Consider the following 18270-nt stretch of genomic DNA (forward strand, 5'->3'; position numbering starts at 1 on the left):
TACCACCTAATTTTTCATATACATGGCAAGCTCTAGGATTACCTTTATCAGTTATTAAAAACATTTCAGAACAACCAATCTCTTTAGAATATTCCTTAATAAAAGATAATAATTTTGAACCATAACCTTTGTCTTGATAGTTAGGTAACATTCCTATTGAGTGTAAATAAAACATTGTTTTTCCATCAGGTCTTAAAAGTGTATAGCAATATGCAAATCCTATAATTTTATTATTTTCTTCAATGTAATAATTTCATCATCCGTTTCTACCAAAACTTCTCCGCCAAAGACAATATTAGTCGGGATGCAATTATCTTCATTCCATTGTCCACCACCTAAGCAATACTGAATACCCTCCCATGCTTTATCTAATTCACAACTGCGCGGACTTCCGATTAAGGCTTCTTCTATTTCTTCCAACATATATTCATATCGTTCTTCTTCTGGCACAGAGCGAAGTTTTTTTACATCTTCTTCGTTCAGTGCATAAAGCATACCTAATCTTGACATATTGTTATCCTCCCATATCAATTCTTGTTTGTTGATTTGTTCATAATCATATTCTACCATACAGATTTTAAGAAATCTATTTATTTTCCCTTAATTTTAGGAATAGTGAGGGGCTGTTGTCTATTAAATTCTTGTGTGTTACTTTACCGCACATGAGCATTGGCTCCGGGAATGTCTTAGTTAAACTTGAAAGAATTAGATTTTCATTCTCATTACACAAATATTATTAGATAACCAATTCAGAAATATCAATGCTCGTTTTATAGTTTTGTTTTACTCCGCCAGGAGAAGTAATAAAAATCGTAGCATATTCCCCATTTTCATAAAGGGTAATTTCTTTTATATCTTTTTCTTCATCTTGGTTCGTAGTATCGCAATAAAATTTTATGGTATATTTAGGGTTCATACCTATGCTTTTTTCTGTCTCTTTCCATGATTTTATATTTAAAGCAGAAATAACCTTATCTATATTATGCTTATCATCATACTTTACCAGCAATTCCTTATTTGCGGCATCATATATCTCTATAACTTTTACACCTTTTACATAATTGTCCATATAATCTTTTGCAGTGTCATTCATGCTTCCATTATTGAATTGAATAAAAGCAAATAAACCAACAACCATAAAAACCAAAACCACTATTACACCTTTATACAGAGAATGCTTTTTTATCTTCTTATCAATATCTTTTACCATAGTAGTATCTCCTTTCAATAAAACATCGAGAGATAGATTAAACTCATCGCTGATTTTTATTAACGTATGCAAATCTGGATAGCTCTTCTCATTCTCCCAATTTGAAACTGTCTGTCTTGTTACATCAAACTTTTTAGCAAAAGTTTCCTGTGTCATCCCTTGTTCCTTTCTGATTTTTGCAATCATCTGACCCAATTGCATAGCTTACTCCTCCTTGCAATTTCATTTTATCTAAATTTACTACTATGACAAGCAATTGACTTTTTACATTGATATTTTCGCTTCGCAAATATTCTTTGCTTGCTGATTTTAGGCTGGTTTCAAGCTAAATTCTAAAAAAATAATTCATAGTTTCGTATCCACACCCTATTTCAATTCCATACTTACTATTTCGATTTCATCAATATTTTCAATTCTAAGTAATTTCGTAATCTGATTATTCTTCTTATCAGTAAACCGGACTTTCATCCACTCATCATCCGTATCCAACACCAGACATTTCATTTCTGTACTTCCCACCAACTGTAAAGCATCATCTGATTTTATTTTACACTCCGTATTGACCAATTCATTTATCAATTTTGACATATTATTTTCACCTCGTTGTTTTCTTTCCAATCTTTTCACCGCTGCTTCAAGCCTTTTTACCTTCCCAGGATATGAGGAATAACAAAGCAACACAGCTAATGCAATGAATCCTATCCATTCCATAATCTTACAACCTCCTTCTCTGGTCGATTCTGTCTAATGCACACATTATACTCCACACACATCAAAACAACAATTTATTCTCTGTCTTTTTCCGCCCCGCCAGATACCTGTGCCGGTATTTAAGTTCTGCATACTCTGTGATCCGTTTCATGTAGACTGCATCATAAGCTCCGCCTACAGCACCAACCACCGGAATTCCCTGTAAGAACTTCATATACAGAAGCTCTTTTGACAAAGCTCCCGCTGTTTGTTCGATCTGCTCCTTATCCTGATACTCTTCCGGCAGCATTCCATTTCTGATAAATTCATTTACTTTCCCGTCAATCTCACAAAGTGTATCCCCATAGGATACTGCTCCCCGGATCAATAATAAGATAAAATATTTTTCTTCCCTGCTTTCATAGCTGTATCCATACTGCAGGGCAGTCTCGTAAATATTCTTTAAAATCATTCCTGTAAATACCGGAATATCCGGCAGACCGATTCCCAATACGCCCATCCCGATTCCAGACACACCGGATAGCAGTAAATTCTTTGTTCCTGTATCTCTCGCTTTTTTAGAAAAGGCTCGCAGGGATTTGGAATTCTGCTTTACATCCGCCGTATACTGTCGTACCTGATAGTCCTGCTCCAGTTTTGCCCGCTGATACGTCTTTTCAATAACCCTGGTTCCTTTCTCGAAAATCAGAGCAAATGCCTTCGCAAAAGCAGTATCCAATGTTTCCTGAAGTTTCGGCGGTATCTTTTCCTCCAGTTTTTGATTCAGAATGTTCTCCCTTTTCTCTGAACGCTTCTGAAGGAATCTCTGCTCCTGTACTTCCAGCTTTTCCCACTCTTTCTGAAGCGGCGTCCTTTTATCAAATAATCGCATCTTAATACACCTCCGCACCAAACGGCATCAATGCCAGTTTCGCCAGCTTAAACTGCTGCAAACCAAACGGGATACCGATAATCGTTACACACATAGCTACACCGATTGCCAGATGTTCCAGTGCAAGAGGCAGACCAGATACGATCAGCCAGATGATATTCAAAAGGAACGAACCAGCTCCGCCACCATACTGCACCTCTTTTCCAAAGGGGAAAAAACTAAGCGCCGCAAATTTAAAGCACTGCATCCCTACCGGAATCCCCACAACGGTAATACACCAGAGGCAGCCTGCCAGACACCAGCTTAGCCCGCTAACTGCGCCGCCAAACACGAACCACAACACATTTCCCAGGCATCCCATATGCTACACCTCCACATTCATTCGATTTTTCACATCAGCAAGTATTGTTTCTATCCGGTTGATGGCATCATCCACCTGTTCTCTTGCATCTGCAATCTTACTCTGCACCATGTAATCTGCCACCAGCCCGTCCAAAAAGAAATCCGCAAAGGAAAGGAAACTGCCGATTTCCATGCGCAGATCCAAGGAAACCTGCACATCTCTTAATTCTCTCTGAAAACGCTGAATATCGCTTTTCGCCTGTTCCATCAACGCAGATGCGTCATTCATTTTAGAATGCTTCACAAGGTCACTGATAAAGCCTCCTCCAAGCATATCAAAAATGCCCCAGTTTCTCGCACTTCCCAACTTATCCCTTGCTGCGTAAAGGCTCTGAAGTGCCCGCTCCCCTGCCTGTACTGCTTCCTGCATTTCCCGTTTCATCATTTCGTTACTCATCGTTTATCCTCTCTTTCTTTTTAGCAGCCTATTGCGGCAGATTTTCTATATTTCATAATAAAAAAAGACTCCTATCATGACCTCTGCCACAATAAAAGTCTTGCTATCTTATTTGCTACGGGTATCTCTCGATACCGGTTGTCGGTTACAAAACCACCTCTTTCGAGGCGTTCAGCTACTCCCTTTTTTGCTTGAGATGAATATAACATATTGGAAATAATTTGTCAAATAATAGATTCTTCTTGTCCAAGAAGATTCCTTCTATTCTGGAAACACAATCTCCACACAGAAATCATTCCCTTCTATCCGGGCACTGATTTTTCCTTCCATACGGAGTACCAACTCTTTTGCGATTGATAAGCCGAGGCCACTGGAAGTCTTACTGCGTGCTTCATCCGCTTTATAAAACCGTTCAAACACCTGATCTACATTTATTTTTTCCACATGACATACCTGATTTTTTATCTGTATCCGAATGCTGTTTTCAACTTCTTCCAGTGAAATACTGATTTTCTTCTCCCCATGATCCAGTCCGTTTTTTATGATATTCTGAAGGATTCTCCGGATTCCCTGTTCGTTTCCGTTCATAAACAGCAATTTCTCTGTAATCTGTATCTCCGGTTCAATTCCTCTACCCGTCCACTCATCATAATAGGAAAATATGGTATCTTTCAAAATCTTGTTAATACAGCAAGATGACATTTCCAGATGGAAGGAATCGTTTTTTAGCTTTGTAAAAGTAAATAATTCTTCCAGCATTTCTTTCAGGCTGCCGATTCTCTCCTGTATGATCTTCATATACCGTCTCTGCTCTTCCTGGTCTTCACAGGTTTCCATTAACTGAAAATATCCGTCAAGGGACGTCAAAGGAGTACGGATATCATGTGAGAGATTTGTATATGTATCCGAAATCATCTCCTCTTTCTTCAAGTATTCCTTCTTTTCCCTTCGCTTCAGTTCCAGCCATTCGTTTAAAACATCTGCCAGCTCACCAATGCCTCCCAAATCCATTTCTCTGGTAATCAGCATGTTGCTGTCGTGCTTCATCAGAAACGACAACTGGCGGCAGATGTCTTTCACCTGCCGCTGGTATTTCCAAAATAACATTCCCTGTACCAGTATCACTGCTATCAATAGCACGAACCCTAGTTTTATCATTTAGATATCTCTCTTTCTGAATACCCATCCTGTCAGTAATGTAACCACGATTCCGAACGCCGCCGCAATCACAACTGCCGTCAGGCATTCCTTATTGGTCGGTGACATGGATAAAAGTGCAATCTTTCCTGTCACTGTATATTTCAAAATCTGGAAATTCTCCACGCCTGCCTTCTGGATCAAATGATTGATCACTCCGTATAAAACAATCATGGTATTCATACACAGGCAGATAACAATCGTCATGCTGAACACGTTGCTGTTCAAAACCACCGCAATCGCCATACTGATTAGTACCAGTGCATAATGAAGCAAAATCTGAATACCAAAGTATCTCAGCAACTCGCTTCCATTCCCCCACTCCAGATATCCGAAGTACATCTGCTGTGCAATAATCTGAATGATGAAATAAAGCAGCATGGTAACAGTCGTATACACAAACAACACGGAAGCTTTGGAAAAGATCAGGTTTCTCCGGCTCCTTACCTGCCCGCCGATATTTTTAATATAACCGCTTCCTATATCTGCACTGGAAAACAGCACTGTAAAAATCACCAGAAACAACGCCACAAACTTCGCCTGCAGGTTTGCATATACCTGATCAAAGACCGTTACTTTTTCTCCCGGCTGTGTCGGCAGGAATACGGACATTCCCATATTGATGGTTTCTGGTTTCACTGTTTCTGCAATGCTTTCTGTCTGCTGTTGTTCCGCTTCCTTGTTCATCGTATCAATATCCAGTTTCGACATGGATGTGGAGAAGAATATAGCTGCCGCCATCACAATCCATACCACATACATACTTTTTGTCCGGACCATCCGGTACAGATCCATTTTTATCATATTAAGCATTTTGATTCCCTCCTGTCAGATTCAAGAAATAGGTTTCCAGTTCTTCACTGGTAATGGAAATTCCATTGACCAAAATTCCTGCTTTTGCCAGTTCCATATTGACATTGGCGCTTTCATTCAATCGTTCAAATATATGGATATGGCTCTTATCTGTAACCTGATAGTTGGTAAATCCCATTCTGTCCAGAATCGGGACTGCCTGCTCCGGATGGATTAACTCTATTTCAATCCGTTCACTGCAGCGTTTCATCAGTTCTTCGCTTGTCAGCTCCTGCAGAAGACTTCCATTATGGATAATTCCATAATCCGTTGCAATCTTAGATAATTCCTCTAAAATATGACTGGATATCAAAATCGTCATATTCCGTTCATCTCGCAGTCTCTGTATGGTATCACGCACCTCTGCAATTCCCTGGGGATCAAGCCCATTGATCGGTTCATCAAGGACCAGGAGATCCGGCTCCCCGACCAGTGCCAGCCCGATTCCGAGACGCTGCTTCATTCCAAGGGAAAAATGTTTCGTTTTTTTCTTTCCGACACCTTCCAGTCCGACCGTCTCTAAGATATCTTCGATGTATCCCTTTTTCCGAATACCAAACAATTCACATTTTATTTTCAGGTTTGTATATGCATTCATGTTGCCATACAGCCCCGGTGCTTCAATCAGACACCCCACACGAGAACGAATCCTCTCCAGTTCTTTTCCTTTACACCCGAACATCTCAATCTCTCCGGCTGTCGGTCTTGCAAGTCCACTGATCATCTTCAGGCAAGTCGTCTTTCCCGCACCGTTCCGTCCGATAAATCCATAGATAGCACCCTTTTTTATGTGAAGGTTTACTTTATCCACTGCCTTATGATGACCATACTGCTTCGTCAATCCATTTGTACTTAATAACAATTCACTCAATGCTTTCATCTCCTTTTCTTATCTGCTGTTATCATATCGGATAAATCCTAATCAAACGCAAATAAATAGTAAAAAAAGAGTAAAGATTAAGAATGCAGACGGTAGCCGATTCCCCATACGGTATCAATATATTCCTCCTGCGTTACTGCTTTTATCTTTTTCCGGATATTGCTGATATGTACATCCAGTGTCTTTGTCTCTCCCATATAGTGTTCATCCCACGCATATTCAAAAATCTCTTCTTTGCTGAAGACCTGTTTCGGATGCTCCAGTAAAAGCTCCAGAATTGCAAATTCCTGCTTTGTAATTTTGGGAAGCAGCACTCCGGCAATCCGGACTTCAAAGCGCTCACGGTCCAGTTCCAGGTTTTTATATGACACGCTTTTATGTTCCGGCTCCTGCTGCATATGGCGGAGCTGAACCTGAATCCGGGCAAGCACCTCCTGTATCTCAAACGGTTTTGTAATGTAATCATCTGCCCCACTGGTAAGAAGCCCGATTTTTTCATCCAATCCGTCTTTGGCTGTCAGGACAATAACCGGCGTATTGCCCTGTTTCCGAATCTGGGCAAGCACCTCTTCTCCTGAAATTCCCGGAAGCATCAGATCCAATAGAATCAAAGAAAAGCCCGCCTTATCCATCTGGAACAGCATCCTCGCTTCCGTCCCGGAAAAAGCCTGTACCGTCTCATACCCTGCTTTCTGTAATGCCGTATATAAAAGATTATTGATATCCGTATCGTCTTCTACAATCAGAATTCTGTTTTTCTGCTCCATTTTTCTCATCCTTCCATTTTCCGATTTAAACAATATTATATTGCACTTTTATAACTATGTCCAAAATTCTTTTGATATTATCCTTCCACCTCGTCTACATATGCTATATATAGTTCTAATTCTTTTGACATATGCTATATCTTGTGTTAATATAATCTTGTATTTAAGTTTTTGTGCTGTCCCGTCATGGGAGTCTGGACCATTCATCCAGAAGCATATGCAGTTTAAGTTTGGAAAATCGTGTCATTATACTGCCGTTTTATACGGTGCTATAATGGCACTTTTTTTATTTTAATCTATTTTAACGCCCAAAGAGGCAGAAAGGAGAATTTTTATGTCAGCAATTTTAACAATTTTAGGGAGGGCCACAAGAGATCCTGAGATGCAGCAAGGAAAAAATTCCGGTACGGAATATGTTTCTCTGGACATTGCAGTTTCACAGCGAGGCCAGGATGGAAAGGAAGAAACCATTTACTATCAGTGCTATTTTAACAAGTTCCTTGCAGAACGCTTAGCAAAAGCAGGCGTAAAGAAAGGAACCGGGCTGATGATCTATGGTGATCTGGAGCTTCATCCGTTCATTTATCAGAAAGGAAAGAATGCGGGGCAGGCAAATGCCGGTCCGAGGATCAATGTCAAGGACTGGCACTTTGTACCATCCAACCGTTCTGACAGCAATACCGGACATCCGGGTGCAAACCAGAACAGCCAGCCGAATGGTGGTGCGGCAACGCCCGGTGCAGCCGGCAATGGCAGCTACCCAATGCAGGGAAATCCCAATGGCAGCTACCAGAATCAGGCAATGCCTGGCGGCTATCCACAGCAGGGAATGGCTCCTGCTAACGGTGCCTACACGCCTCCTGCAAATGGCGGACAGTATCAGGCTCCGCCAAACGGAACCGGTCAGCCACAGAGCAGCTACCCGCCGCAGGGCAGTTATACCGGAATGCCAAATTACGGAGGTATGCCGGGCAGTCAGCCAACTGACGGCTTTCAAAATGTGCCGGAACAGATGGCATCCCAGTTGCCCTATTAACTCTCAAGGAACCCTATGTTGAGGAATTGCATTTATCATCTTTGTGATGATGCAGTTCCTCTTTTTCATGTCCGGAAGCGGCGATTTCCCATCCAGCTTCCGGGCTTGTCTAAGAATCATGAATCAGAAAGGAATCAGCTCATGAAAAAATCAAATCGAAAAAAATTCTTACAGTTTGTCGTGCTTGTACTGTTTCTTGCAGCACTTTTCGTACCACAGGATGCCAACCGGCTTCTGATTGCAGGCATTGCCCTGATCGGTATCGGAGTCACGCTGTTCAGTTATCTTCTCCCGCTTTTCACGGAACGCCTGAAAAACAGGGAGCATAAGCTACGAAAACGCCCAGAAAGAACTCGTCATCTGGAAGGAACACCTGATCTGGAAACCATTCTCTGGAGACAGATCAAATTCCAGATTACCGGAAAGCTCAAGGAAGCCTTCCCGGATGCCACATGGGATTTTGTGAAAGAACCACCGCTCTCCCAGATACTGGATGGGGAACCATTACGGATTCGCACACGGAATACCGGAAGTTATAATTTTGCGGAAATTCTCATGGATGCCCGTGGCAGTCTGACGCTTCAGATGATGACCATTGAATCCTTACATAAAAAGGAACCGTCAGAAGGAAATCCGGATTCCAGACCAGCCGTTAATCCCAAATCATGGTATTCCCTGATTGGGAAACCGCTACTGATGGAATTGGTCGGTGACTTACAGGCAAGGGGCTATGAAAAGCTGTTTATCAACGAGCAGGGAGATGTCTATATTCTGAACGGCACTGAACCGGAAGTCCGGGGAAAGCTGGAACATTTCCCGCCCAAAGATTACTGGGGCGAATTGACGGAGATTTTTACTGAAGATGAATTGACCACAGAAGAGACCGAGCAGGCACTGGAACTGTCCTGGATCTCATAAGAAGGAGGAACGAATCATGGCAAATAACATCGTAGCAACCTGGGGGTTCAAACGCAAACTCCCGGAACCATTTGAGGATTATACGGACCATGCAATCTTTGATGACATTGCATCCAAATACTGTACTCAGCCACGGAAAAAATCCACGCTTCATGCAGCTACCCTGCGGGCAGTCCTTGCTTATCTGGAGCTGGAAAACCCGGTTGGCAGTACCCCGCCGGAAAAGCTTGGGGCGGTCGGTACCCAATCCAACAATTTTGTTGTGGCGGAATATCCGAGCAAAACCGGTGATCTTCAGGTGGTTGTCTACAACCAGCTAAACGGAAAGTTTTACGGAGGCTGCTATACTCCTCCGCCGGATGTGGAAAGCACACCGGAAAAATACGAATTTAAAGACTCCAAACAGTCCGGTGCGGCTCTGCTGTTCGCACTGATGCCGGTTTTTCTGGCAGATGAAGAGTGTAATGAAAAGTATCAGGAATTAAAAGCGCACCGGGACAACGGTTATCCCGATCTGGACGCCGCTGCGGAAACAGCAGCCGTTCTCTGCGACAACATTTACCGGAGAACCCGCTATGCATCAGGTCTCCCGACCGGTGGTGTTAAGATTGACCTTCCGGCAAACGGCGTATTGTCGCTGATCAAACCGTTAAATATCCAGAAGGGGGTCTATGCACCAACCGAAGTGCTCCATGGAGACTTTCAGGTGTTACGTCCAGGAAGTGGATTTAAGAAAGCACAGGCAGCCATTTCCAGAGATGATTTTGTTGGGAAATTTATCCTGACCGCATCCCGAAGGCTGTCTCCGGAAGAGGAGGTATCTGTTCCGACATTGGCAGAGTGGTACATCATCCCTCCGGAAATCAAACGGATCTGCGAACACGCAAAACTGACAACGGATACCACACAGCCGATGCGGAATTTTCTTTTACGGGGACCGGCAGGTACCGGAAAGACCGAAGGAGCCAAAGCCATTGCTTCCGCACTTCACCTTCCTTACCGCTGCATTACCTGTTCCGCAAATACAGAGGTATTCGACCTTTTAGGTCAGATTCTTCCGGATGTGGACGGAAAACGCACCCGGCTTCAGCGGCAGTACCCGTCTTTTCAGGAAATCCAGTTAGATCCCTCCGGTGCCTATCAGAAGCTGACCGGAAACTATGATGAAGAAATTTCTGCCGAGGACACCTACCAGAAGCTGATCGATACGATTTTTGATGAAATGCACAGCTATTATAAGGAACACACCTCCGGACAGAACTTCCAGTATGTGGATACGCCTCTAGTCGAAGCCATCCGCTATGGGTATATTCTTGAGATACAGGAGCCTACGGTCATTGCTAATCCCGGTGTACTGGTTGGACTTAACTCCCTTTTAGACCGCTGTAACAGCGTATATCTTCCAAACGGAGAAACCATCCACCGTCATCCGGATACGACCATCGTAATCACCACAAACAATGACTATGCAGGCTGTAAACAGATGAACCAGTCTGTCATTTCCCGAATGAACCTTGTGATTGATCTGGATGAACCGGATGAGGATACACAGGTAGAACGTGCCATGGCTGTTACCGGATGCAAGGATGCAAAAACGGTACGTCTGATGACACGCATTGTCAAATCCATGGCTGTCTACTGCCGGGAAAATCTCATTACAGATGGCTGCTGTGGCATGAGGGAGCTGATTTCCTGGGTGCAGTCCTACATGGTCTGCGGGGATATCCGGGAAGCGGCCCGTTACACGGTGCTTGCCTCTGCCTCTGCCGATGCTGAGAACCGTACGGAAGTGGAAGAAAGCTGTCTGGATACTGTGCTTGCTGCGTAGGACACGCCTATGAGAAAAGCAGCACTCACAGAAGCCCAGATCCGAAAGCATCTGGCAGATAATCTGTCTTATCTCCGGCAAGCCAAAACACCGAAGTTATCACAAAAGGCAGTTGCCAGAATCTTAAATCTTCCCCCGAAAACCATTATGAATTATGAAAATGCAAACTCCTCCCCGATGGCTTATGCCGTCCTTCGCCTTGCTGTGTATTACGGCTGCACGATGGAGGAACTGCTGACAAAAAATCTAAGAAAAGAAAGGAAGAATATCACGTGAATCACAGCCAAAGAAATTTAAAGAAACTAATCCGGGCAAAAGAGGATTCCATTGCGGATGAGGAGTTATTCCTCTCCGCTGCCTATCAGAAGTACCAGACCTCCCTTGCCAGAGCCGTTACCGGACGTTACCGGTATGGACTGCAGGTACTGCTGGACTGGGACATTTCCGAACAGGCAGGCGTTGCATATACCGACAATTATAAGGTACATCTCAACGCAGCGAACCCGATCACCCAGTCTTTCCCCACCCGTTTCTTACGTTCCCAGAGCCTGACAGGGCTCACCGGGCATGAAGTGGGGCACTTACTCTATTCTGATTTCACAGCCCACGCTGTTCATCTGAGGAGTCTGGAAAACGGTTCCTTCTATCCGAAGGAGCCGGAGCTATCCCTTCCAGCTTATCAGACAGCACTGGAGGAGATCAAAGAAGTGTTAGAAGAAAAGGACAAAGCCGGATGCCTGACACTGGCACGATGCGCCGCAACTTTTCAAAACATTCTGGAAGACATCCATATTGAAGACCGTATGTGTGAGGAATTCCACGGCACCTTCCGACAGGGGATTGAACTCAATAACCTGCGTATGTCCGAACAGATTCCTTCCATACAGGAACAAATTGACAAAGAATACCAGCCATTTTCCATCATTGCCAACCTGATCCTTTCCTATTGCCGGACCGGAAACATCAACAATCCCACCGGCTATCAGGGGGATTATCTGGATACCATTTCCGATTGTACCGATCTTCTGGATACGGCAATGGAATCGGAAAAAGGCACTGACCGGATGCTGGTTTCCAATGCGCTCTTAGCCCTGACCTGGAACTATATCCAGCCGCTCATCGAAAAAACACGGGAGGAATTGGAAATGCATGGCGAGGATTCCGCTGCCGATGCTCTGGAAGATCTTCTAGGGGATGAAGTCAGCAGCGGCGCTCCTCTTCCGACCGGAAAAAGCGGTGCCATTCCAAAGAATATCAAACCAGCTTCCCCAAAAGGAAGCGGGAATGATGAGGGCAATGCTCCTTCCGGTCCACGTACCAAAGAGGATGCTATAGAGGAAGCCAAACAGGTGCTTTCGGAAGAAGGCGGGCGCATCGCTCTTACAAAGACCAATACCATTCTGGATGAAAACAACCCCGGCGTCACTTATGTCAGTCAGTATCAGGGCAGCGGCTATGAGCATGCTGCAGAGGATCTGTTCCGGATCTTGAACGATGTGGCTGCAGAAAAGGTGCAGGAAGACTGTCAGACGGAACTGACCGAGGAACTGCAGAAAACAGCCAATGATATTCATTACGGCAATGCCCATGCAGGCATCCATGTTACCATCCATCGCCTGACCAGTGTTTCCGATTACCTGAAGAATGAATACCAGACAGTTGCTCCCCCGCTCCTGCGGGCTTCCAAAAAGCTGCAAAGCACCATCCTGCCGCTTTTGAAAGAAGAACAGCAAGGCGGAAAGCAGAAGAATCTCCTGTTTGGAAAACGTCTGGACTCCCATGCTCTCTATAAGACAGACGGAACCATCTTTACCAGAACCAGACTTCCAGGAGAGGAAAAACGTCTGGCTGTTGCCCTCCTGATTGACGAGAGTGGTTCGATGGGTTGGGGTGACCGGATGACACATGCAAGAAAGACTGCCATTGTCCTTTATGATTTCTGTAAAAGCCTCGGTATCCCTATCACCATTTACGGGCATTCCACGGATGCAGGCGGCGTTGCTCTTTACTCCTATGCAGAATTTGATTCTGTGGACAATGAGGACTGTTACCGGCTGATGGATATGTGCGACCGCAACGGGAACCGGGACGGCGCAGCTCTCCGCTTCGTAGCAGAGCATTTGTGCACACGCCCGGAGCTTCAGAAGCTGCTGATCCTGATTTCTGACGGTCAGCCAGCCGATTACGGCTACAGCGGAACGGAAGCAGAGGCAGATCTGCGGGGCATCAAGAAAGAATACGAAAAACGGGATGTCATCCTGTTTGCGGCTGCCATTGGTGACGATAAGGAAAATATCCGCAGGATTTACAAGGACGGATTCCTGGATATCACGAAACTGGAAGAGCTTCCAAAGAATATGGCACAGCTTGTCAAACAGCATCTCAAATAAAGGAAGGTGAATACTCATGAATGAAACTTATCAAAACCGGATTACCGACCAGATCTGCAAGATCCAGAATGACCGGGCACTCATTGCCTTTTATGACCGGCTCCGCTACGCACCACTCGGCAACTATGCACAGCTACATGCCAAAGGGGAATATCAGGAAAACGGGCATAAAGTACATTCTTTAATCTGCATCACCATTCAGGATTATTCCAACGGTACCGGAGACCGGAATATCATCACCCGTTTCAACCTGGCACCGGAACAGATCCAGTTCCTCTTAACCCGGATCACTTCCGGTTTTCAGGAATTTGAATGGAGCCAGAGCAAGATCTACGGCAATCCCGATCAGAACGGTTATTCCACAGCCCAGATGTTTTATATCTCCAGACATCCCTATGATTCCAAAGGGCAGCCTATGAAAAGCCCCTGGAAAATCCAGATTGTAAATGGGAAAGGCATCAAAGCACAGACTAAGAACGGTGGTTCCTACATGCAGCCACGCAGCTTCCAGTCCGAAAAGACAACAGCCATCCAGCTTACCGACATGGATCTGTTCACGCTTCTGAAGCGGACGGATTCCTATATTTCCAACTGGGAAACGGTGATTGCTGCATCACTGATCAATAACGGGAAACGGATGCTGGCAGACCAGCAGAACAGTCAAATGCAACAGACAGCACAGGCTCCGCCTTACGCTGCCTAAATTTTCAGAAGAGAAGCGGTACTTTGCTGCTTCTCCTCTTTTTAAGAAAGGAGACTTTAGTTATGAATATTGCACTCATCCGGACTATGGACTCTCAGGGGCGTATTGTCATCCCTGCAGAAATCCGGAAACAAATGAAGCTCTCAGACGGAGATGCACTGGAACTGGAAAATGTGGGCATGGAGCTGCTTTTACGCAAATGCCCTGCCTACTTAAACGGAAAAGAGGAAATGTCTTCCTATCTTTCCGTCCTCTACAGTGTCATCCACTGTGGTATCGCAATTTGCAGTGAGAATCACATCCTCGTATCTGCGGGCATCTATCTTCCGGAAGGCACTCCCGTTACAGAAGAACTCGCCGAATTGGTTGTGGGCGGCCAGGAACATATCTTTGCTGAGAACTGCCCTGTCTACCCGGTATCCAACGCCCGTCAGCCGGTTTGTGCTTTTTTCCCGATTTTAAGGGAATGCAAAGAACCGCTGGCACTTCTTCTCTGTTCCAGAACCGGACAGCACTTATCCGAGATGGAATTGGGATGCGCCAAACTGGTCGCTGCCGTAATTGCAAACAAAATTAAGTAAGGAAAGGAGCGTGAAATCAATGAAGAATACAAATATAACCTTACACACCACCCAAAAGAAAGAATATGTCCTCACCGGAATCCTGTCCCTGCCCCTCCATCTGGGAGAACGGGCGTGGATCTATAGTTATAACCAGACCTTTGTTACCAGTCCGGTGCAGAGTATTCTGGAAGTATCCGAAAACGGTGTGGTATTTGAGACCTGCAACAGTATTTACCGTCTCAGCTACACCCGTGTTCCGATGGAGATGGAGGCGATGTGTGCTTGACAAGAATGGAAGAACTGGAGAGCTGCCTTTCGGGGCTCCTCTCCACCTTAAAGAAGAACCGGGAACATGTGCCTCTGGAAGTGCTGAAGACACAGTATAAGCAGCCGTATGAAGAACTGGTCAGAAACATCAACCTGACCGCTTCTGCCTATGCAAAATCTGTGCTGCTCCACCGGCTGGTCCTGAATCCGGATGCAGATGTGGATGAACAATGTACCGTCATCAACCAGATGATACAAACTTCCGGGATGCTGAAGAAAATCAGCTCCTGCATGTCCAAAACCTATGATGTAGGACAAATGTATCCTCTGATACTGGAACTACGCCATATGGTCGAACAGGCACTCTGGCCCTATGTGAATCAGGCAACCTGCCTGGTCGCAGATCTGGATGATATAGAAAAAGAACCGATTCTTTATAACCTTTTGACACATGAAGTTTATGAAAATGACACCTGGATTCACCGGGAGATCGACCTGCGCTGGAAATTGCTGGTGCATCTTACTCCCGAACAAAGAGAATCCGTACCACCAGCCAATTGTAATATGAATGGAGGAATTTACCATGAAAGAACAATCATCTAATCCTTGCGAAAAAGTCTCCTTTATTTTGACCTATGACCAGCTTGAAGCTGCTTATAACATCTACCGGGAACAATTTATTTCCTGCGACTTCATCCGCCGCTCCATGGAACGTCTGGAGGAAAGAATCGGACTCTGCAACCTTCCATATGAAACGCTGCGTGATGATCCAAGCCTTCTTCATGAAGCATACCTGCAGTTTCTCCGACTGGAAGACTGCAATGTGGCTTATAACGACACGCTGGAGCAGGTAATTGATGCAATCGAACAATGGCTTGCCTCTGGCACCTTATCCCCTGTAAACCTTACGGTTTCCAACCAGAATATGGGTGAAACTTTTGGAACGGAGGTGGATGTGTAATGGCAAATATCTGCTGTGATGATGTGATCTTTTATACAGAAGGAAATCCGGAAGGACTATATGACTTGTGGGAGGACCTGGAAACCTACATCATTCTGAACCAGAATCCTGATTTATGCTGGATTGGCAATTTATTTTCCCACAAGAAAATAGATTCCACCGGAATATCTCTTCGTGGAAATGTCAGCTACATGGAATGGAATGATACGTATATTCTACTTTCTTTAGAGACAGCATGGACTCCACTTTATGAAGCATATCAGGCGATAGCCGCTGCATATCATGTTCCCTTTGTGATGCAAAGCATAGAACCTGGAGAACGAATTTATTATAACACGGATGAAGCACACCTATTTTTCCCTGACCGATATTGTGTCCGCTTATATGAAGAAAGCCTATTGACTCCATGTGGCTTAATAATCGGAGAAAAGCTGGAAGACGGTGAACCATTTGAAACGGAAACAGACGTATTAGAACGATTCAGAGATTGCGGATATCCAGCAGCTACACTAAAAGAGTTGGAGCTCATGTTCGATGCGGATGAACTTATTATTTTTGAATTTACAAATCCATATTTGGATCTGGAGCAGAAAAATGCTTGTGCATGAAACTTCTCCCCTCCACACCAAAGACGATTATCATCAGATTTAAAGGAGGAACACCATGACTGATTTGGAACTGGATGTCTGGGATGCATGGCTCAGGGAACGTCAGGAACATCTGGAAGAAACCCTGTCCAATATCTCACCATCGGAAGAACCCTGCAGATATTACCTGCTAACCGGATATATTCAGGGAATGCTAGAAGCTCTTACCATGCTTACGACTGTTGAGGATGGGAAACGCTTCAAGATCAAACTGGAGCAATTTCGCCAGAATCTGCTCCTCTCTGGAGATTACGATGCTACCGGTAACTATAAACAGGCAGTGAAGAAAACTGCTGTTTAAATACTTCGAGCCGCCCAATCGGACGGCTCTTTTTATGCCCGAAAACGGTAGCCTACACCACGTATCGTTTCTATGTAGTGCGGTTCTTCCGGATTTTCTTCTATTTTCTTTCTCAGATTCTTGACTAACCCATAGACACGGTTATCCACTTCTGACTCCACATCCTCATAAATATGCTGGTAAATCTGTTCTTTTGTAAATACCCGATTGGGGGATAAGGCCAGATAAAAAAGCAGGTCATATTCATGTCTGGTAAGTTCCACAACCTTACCATCTTTGATTACGCTCCGCTGAAGCTGGTCTATTTCCAAACCTTGGAATGTCAACTTTTCAGAATTTGTAATCTCCATAACTTCTAACGTACTTTCGCAGGCTAGAACTGATTTAATTTTATTCAGGATTCCCTCTTCGGAATCAGAAATGGTAAGAATCATCACTTTCCCATAACATCACCTGCTTTTCTTAGCATTTAGCTTTCACTCCTCATTAACAATGTTTATCGATTGGTTACATAGATATATGCATCTTCCAAAGTTACGTCACAAGCTATACATCCACTTTCTGACGGCATATTCTCCCCTAACAGTCTTAATCTAATTCCTTCCTCCGTATACTGCTTACTGGAAATATGATATTTTCTTTCTAATTCTCTTGCAAGGCTTTCGTCCTCTGTACAGCATTCCCATACATGCCCTCTTGCCTTATTCAATAATTCCCTCATTGTTCCTGTATAAAGGAATCTACCTTTTTTCATAACCGCAAGCTGATTACAGGTTGCCATCAGATCCTCCACCACATGCGTTGAAAATAATACGGTGCGTTCTTCTGCAAAATCTACCAGTAAATTACGGATACGGATGCGTTCCTCCGGATCGAGCCCTGTTGTTGGTTCATCCACAATTAAAAAATCCGGCTCATGGAGTAATGCCTGCACTAATCCAACTCTTCGCTTCATTCCACCTGAAAGCTGCCGCATTTTCTTTTTCTGATGGTCTGCAAGACTGGTCTTCTCCAGATAGTAATCAATCCTTTTCTTGCTTTCTCTTTTCTCAATTCCAGCCAGATCTCCCATATACTCCAGACATTCTCGAACAGTCAAAGACGGATACAGATCAATTTCCTGTGGCAGATACCCAATCTTTTTCTGTATCTTTTCGTAATTTGCTTCGCAATATAGCGTACCATCTAACAGAACTTTTCCACTTGTGGGTGCAAGCACCGTTGTAAGCACCCGCATCAACGTTGTTTTTCCTGCACCATTTTCACCTAACAGACCAAATATCCCATGTGAGATTTCCAGATCCACATGATCTACCGCTGTCACTCCATTTTTAAATGTTACTGTTAAATCGTCTATTCTTATACTCAT

The 18270-nt window shown here is 44.2% G+C and carries 25 protein-coding genes; 12 read left to right on the forward strand and 13 right to left on the reverse strand.

Annotated features, from left to right (window positions below; translation table 11 throughout):
• The 11 genes from PGR14_RS08785 to PGR14_RS08835 all read right to left on the reverse strand — a co-directional run.
• Nucleotides 1-244, reverse strand: a 244-nt coding sequence (locus PGR14_RS08785) for a GNAT family N-acetyltransferase (RefSeq protein ID WP_442872482.1), incomplete at its 3' end; no start/stop codon positions are given.
• Complete coding sequence (locus tag PGR14_RS08790) at nucleotides 220-510, reverse strand: DUF1877 family protein (protein ID WP_425590812.1); 291 nt, start codon at nucleotides 508-510, stop codon at nucleotides 220-222. The genes PGR14_RS08785 and PGR14_RS08790, both read right to left, overlap by 25 nt.
• 226 nt (nucleotides 511-736) lie before the next feature.
• A complete protein-coding gene (locus tag PGR14_RS08795) occupies nucleotides 737-1411 on the reverse strand; it encodes a helix-turn-helix domain-containing protein (RefSeq protein ID WP_242979798.1) in 675 nt (224 codons plus the stop codon).
• A gap of 165 nt (nucleotides 1412-1576) precedes the next feature.
• On the reverse strand, nucleotides 1577-1921 hold the full coding sequence (locus PGR14_RS08800; protein WP_268805378.1) for a hypothetical protein: 345 nt from the start codon (nucleotides 1919-1921) through the stop codon (nucleotides 1577-1579).
• 61 nt (nucleotides 1922-1982) lie between these two features.
• The gene (locus tag PGR14_RS08805) at nucleotides 1983-2792 is read right to left on the reverse strand and encodes an EcsC family protein (protein ID WP_270223280.1); all 810 of its coding nucleotides are present in this window, start codon (nucleotides 2790-2792) and stop codon (nucleotides 1983-1985) included.
• Nucleotide 2793: 1 nt separating this feature from the next.
• Nucleotides 2794-3153, reverse strand: coding sequence for a YccF domain-containing protein (locus PGR14_RS08810; protein ID WP_173785604.1), 360 nt, complete (start codon nucleotides 3151-3153; stop codon nucleotides 2794-2796).
• A 3-nt stretch (nucleotides 3154-3156) separates the two neighbouring features.
• A complete protein-coding gene (locus PGR14_RS08815; RefSeq protein ID WP_173785605.1) occupies nucleotides 3157-3591 on the reverse strand; it encodes a hypothetical protein in 435 nt (144 codons plus the stop codon).
• 261 nt (nucleotides 3592-3852) lie between these two features.
• On the reverse strand, nucleotides 3853-4749 hold the full coding sequence (locus PGR14_RS08820) for a sensor histidine kinase (RefSeq protein ID WP_173785606.1): 897 nt from the start codon (nucleotides 4747-4749) through the stop codon (nucleotides 3853-3855).
• On the reverse strand, nucleotides 4750-5601 hold the full coding sequence (locus PGR14_RS08825; protein WP_270223281.1) for an ABC transporter permease: 852 nt from the start codon (nucleotides 5599-5601) through the stop codon (nucleotides 4750-4752).
• Nucleotides 5594-6520 (reverse strand): ABC transporter ATP-binding protein, encoded by a 927-nt coding sequence (locus tag PGR14_RS08830; RefSeq protein WP_008373911.1) that lies wholly within the window; start codon nucleotides 6518-6520, stop codon nucleotides 5594-5596. The genes PGR14_RS08825 and PGR14_RS08830 overlap by 8 nt, the downstream gene beginning before the upstream one ends.
• A gap of 77 nt (nucleotides 6521-6597) precedes the next feature.
• Nucleotides 6598-7296, reverse strand: coding sequence for a response regulator transcription factor (locus PGR14_RS08835; protein WP_005333481.1), 699 nt, complete (start codon nucleotides 7294-7296; stop codon nucleotides 6598-6600).
• Between the two features lie 325 nt (nucleotides 7297-7621).
• Between PGR14_RS08835 and PGR14_RS08840 the strand changes: the two genes are divergently transcribed.
• The 12 genes from PGR14_RS08840 to PGR14_RS08895 all read left to right on the forward strand — a co-directional run bounded on the left by PGR14_RS08840 (nucleotide 7622) and on the right by PGR14_RS08895 (nucleotide 16901).
• Nucleotides 7622-8323 (forward strand): single-stranded DNA-binding protein, encoded by a 702-nt coding sequence (locus PGR14_RS08840; protein WP_005333477.1) that lies wholly within the window; start codon nucleotides 7622-7624, stop codon nucleotides 8321-8323.
• Nucleotides 8324-8464: 141 nt separating this feature from the next.
• Nucleotides 8465-9241 carry a hypothetical protein gene (locus PGR14_RS08845; RefSeq protein ID WP_022415111.1) on the forward strand — a complete coding sequence of 259 codons (777 nt, stop codon included), beginning with the start codon at nucleotides 8465-8467 and terminating at the stop codon, nucleotides 9239-9241.
• Nucleotides 9242-9257: 16 nt separating this feature from the next.
• Nucleotides 9258-11069, forward strand: coding sequence for an AAA family ATPase (locus PGR14_RS08850; protein WP_005333473.1), 1812 nt, complete (start codon nucleotides 9258-9260; stop codon nucleotides 11067-11069).
• A gap of 9 nt (nucleotides 11070-11078) precedes the next feature.
• Complete coding sequence (locus tag PGR14_RS08855; protein WP_005333471.1) at nucleotides 11079-11345, forward strand: helix-turn-helix domain-containing protein; 267 nt, start codon at nucleotides 11079-11081, stop codon at nucleotides 11343-11345.
• Nucleotides 11342-13459: a vWA domain-containing protein gene (locus PGR14_RS08860; RefSeq protein ID WP_005333469.1), complete on the forward strand. Its 2118-nt coding sequence runs from the start codon at nucleotides 11342-11344 to the stop codon at nucleotides 13457-13459. Before PGR14_RS08855 ends, PGR14_RS08860 begins: the two co-directional genes overlap by 4 nt.
• 16 nt (nucleotides 13460-13475) lie before the next feature.
• Complete coding sequence (locus PGR14_RS08865; RefSeq protein WP_270213228.1) at nucleotides 13476-14162, forward strand: hypothetical protein; 687 nt, start codon at nucleotides 13476-13478, stop codon at nucleotides 14160-14162.
• A gap of 62 nt (nucleotides 14163-14224) precedes the next feature.
• Complete coding sequence (locus PGR14_RS08870; RefSeq protein WP_109215039.1) at nucleotides 14225-14743, forward strand: AbrB/MazE/SpoVT family DNA-binding domain-containing protein; 519 nt, start codon at nucleotides 14225-14227, stop codon at nucleotides 14741-14743.
• Between the two features lie 19 nt (nucleotides 14744-14762).
• Entirely contained in the window at nucleotides 14763-15011 is a 249-nt protein-coding gene (locus PGR14_RS08875) for a hypothetical protein (protein WP_109215040.1), read from the forward strand.
• A gap of 5 nt (nucleotides 15012-15016) precedes the next feature.
• Entirely contained in the window at nucleotides 15017-15595 is a 579-nt protein-coding gene (locus PGR14_RS08880; RefSeq protein ID WP_109215045.1) for a hypothetical protein, read from the forward strand.
• Nucleotides 15576-15953 (forward strand): hypothetical protein, encoded by a 378-nt coding sequence (locus PGR14_RS08885; RefSeq protein ID WP_119246873.1) that lies wholly within the window; start codon nucleotides 15576-15578, stop codon nucleotides 15951-15953. The genes PGR14_RS08880 and PGR14_RS08885 overlap by 20 nt, the downstream gene beginning before the upstream one ends.
• Entirely contained in the window at nucleotides 15953-16561 is a 609-nt protein-coding gene (locus tag PGR14_RS08890; protein ID WP_005333458.1) for a hypothetical protein, read from the forward strand. The genes PGR14_RS08885 and PGR14_RS08890 overlap by 1 nt, the downstream gene beginning before the upstream one ends.
• Nucleotides 16562-16616: 55 nt before the next feature.
• Nucleotides 16617-16901 carry a hypothetical protein gene (locus tag PGR14_RS08895; RefSeq protein WP_005333456.1) on the forward strand — a complete coding sequence of 95 codons (285 nt, stop codon included), beginning with the start codon at nucleotides 16617-16619 and terminating at the stop codon, nucleotides 16899-16901.
• Between the two features lie 32 nt (nucleotides 16902-16933).
• Here PGR14_RS08895 and PGR14_RS08900 read toward each other — a convergent pair whose 3' ends face one another.
• Nucleotides 16934-17335 carry a winged helix-turn-helix domain-containing protein gene (locus PGR14_RS08900; RefSeq protein ID WP_005333454.1) on the reverse strand — a complete coding sequence of 134 codons (402 nt, stop codon included), beginning with the start codon at nucleotides 17333-17335 and terminating at the stop codon, nucleotides 16934-16936.
• A 62-nt stretch (nucleotides 17336-17397) separates the two neighbouring features.
• The gene (locus PGR14_RS08905) at nucleotides 17398-18270 is read right to left on the reverse strand and encodes an ABC transporter ATP-binding protein (RefSeq protein ID WP_270223282.1); all 873 of its coding nucleotides are present in this window, start codon (nucleotides 18268-18270) and stop codon (nucleotides 17398-17400) included.

This window comes from Coprococcus sp. AF99-45 (assembly GCF_027663865.1).
Lineage (GTDB): Bacteria > Bacillota > Clostridia > Lachnospirales > Lachnospiraceae > Allocoprococcus > Allocoprococcus comes.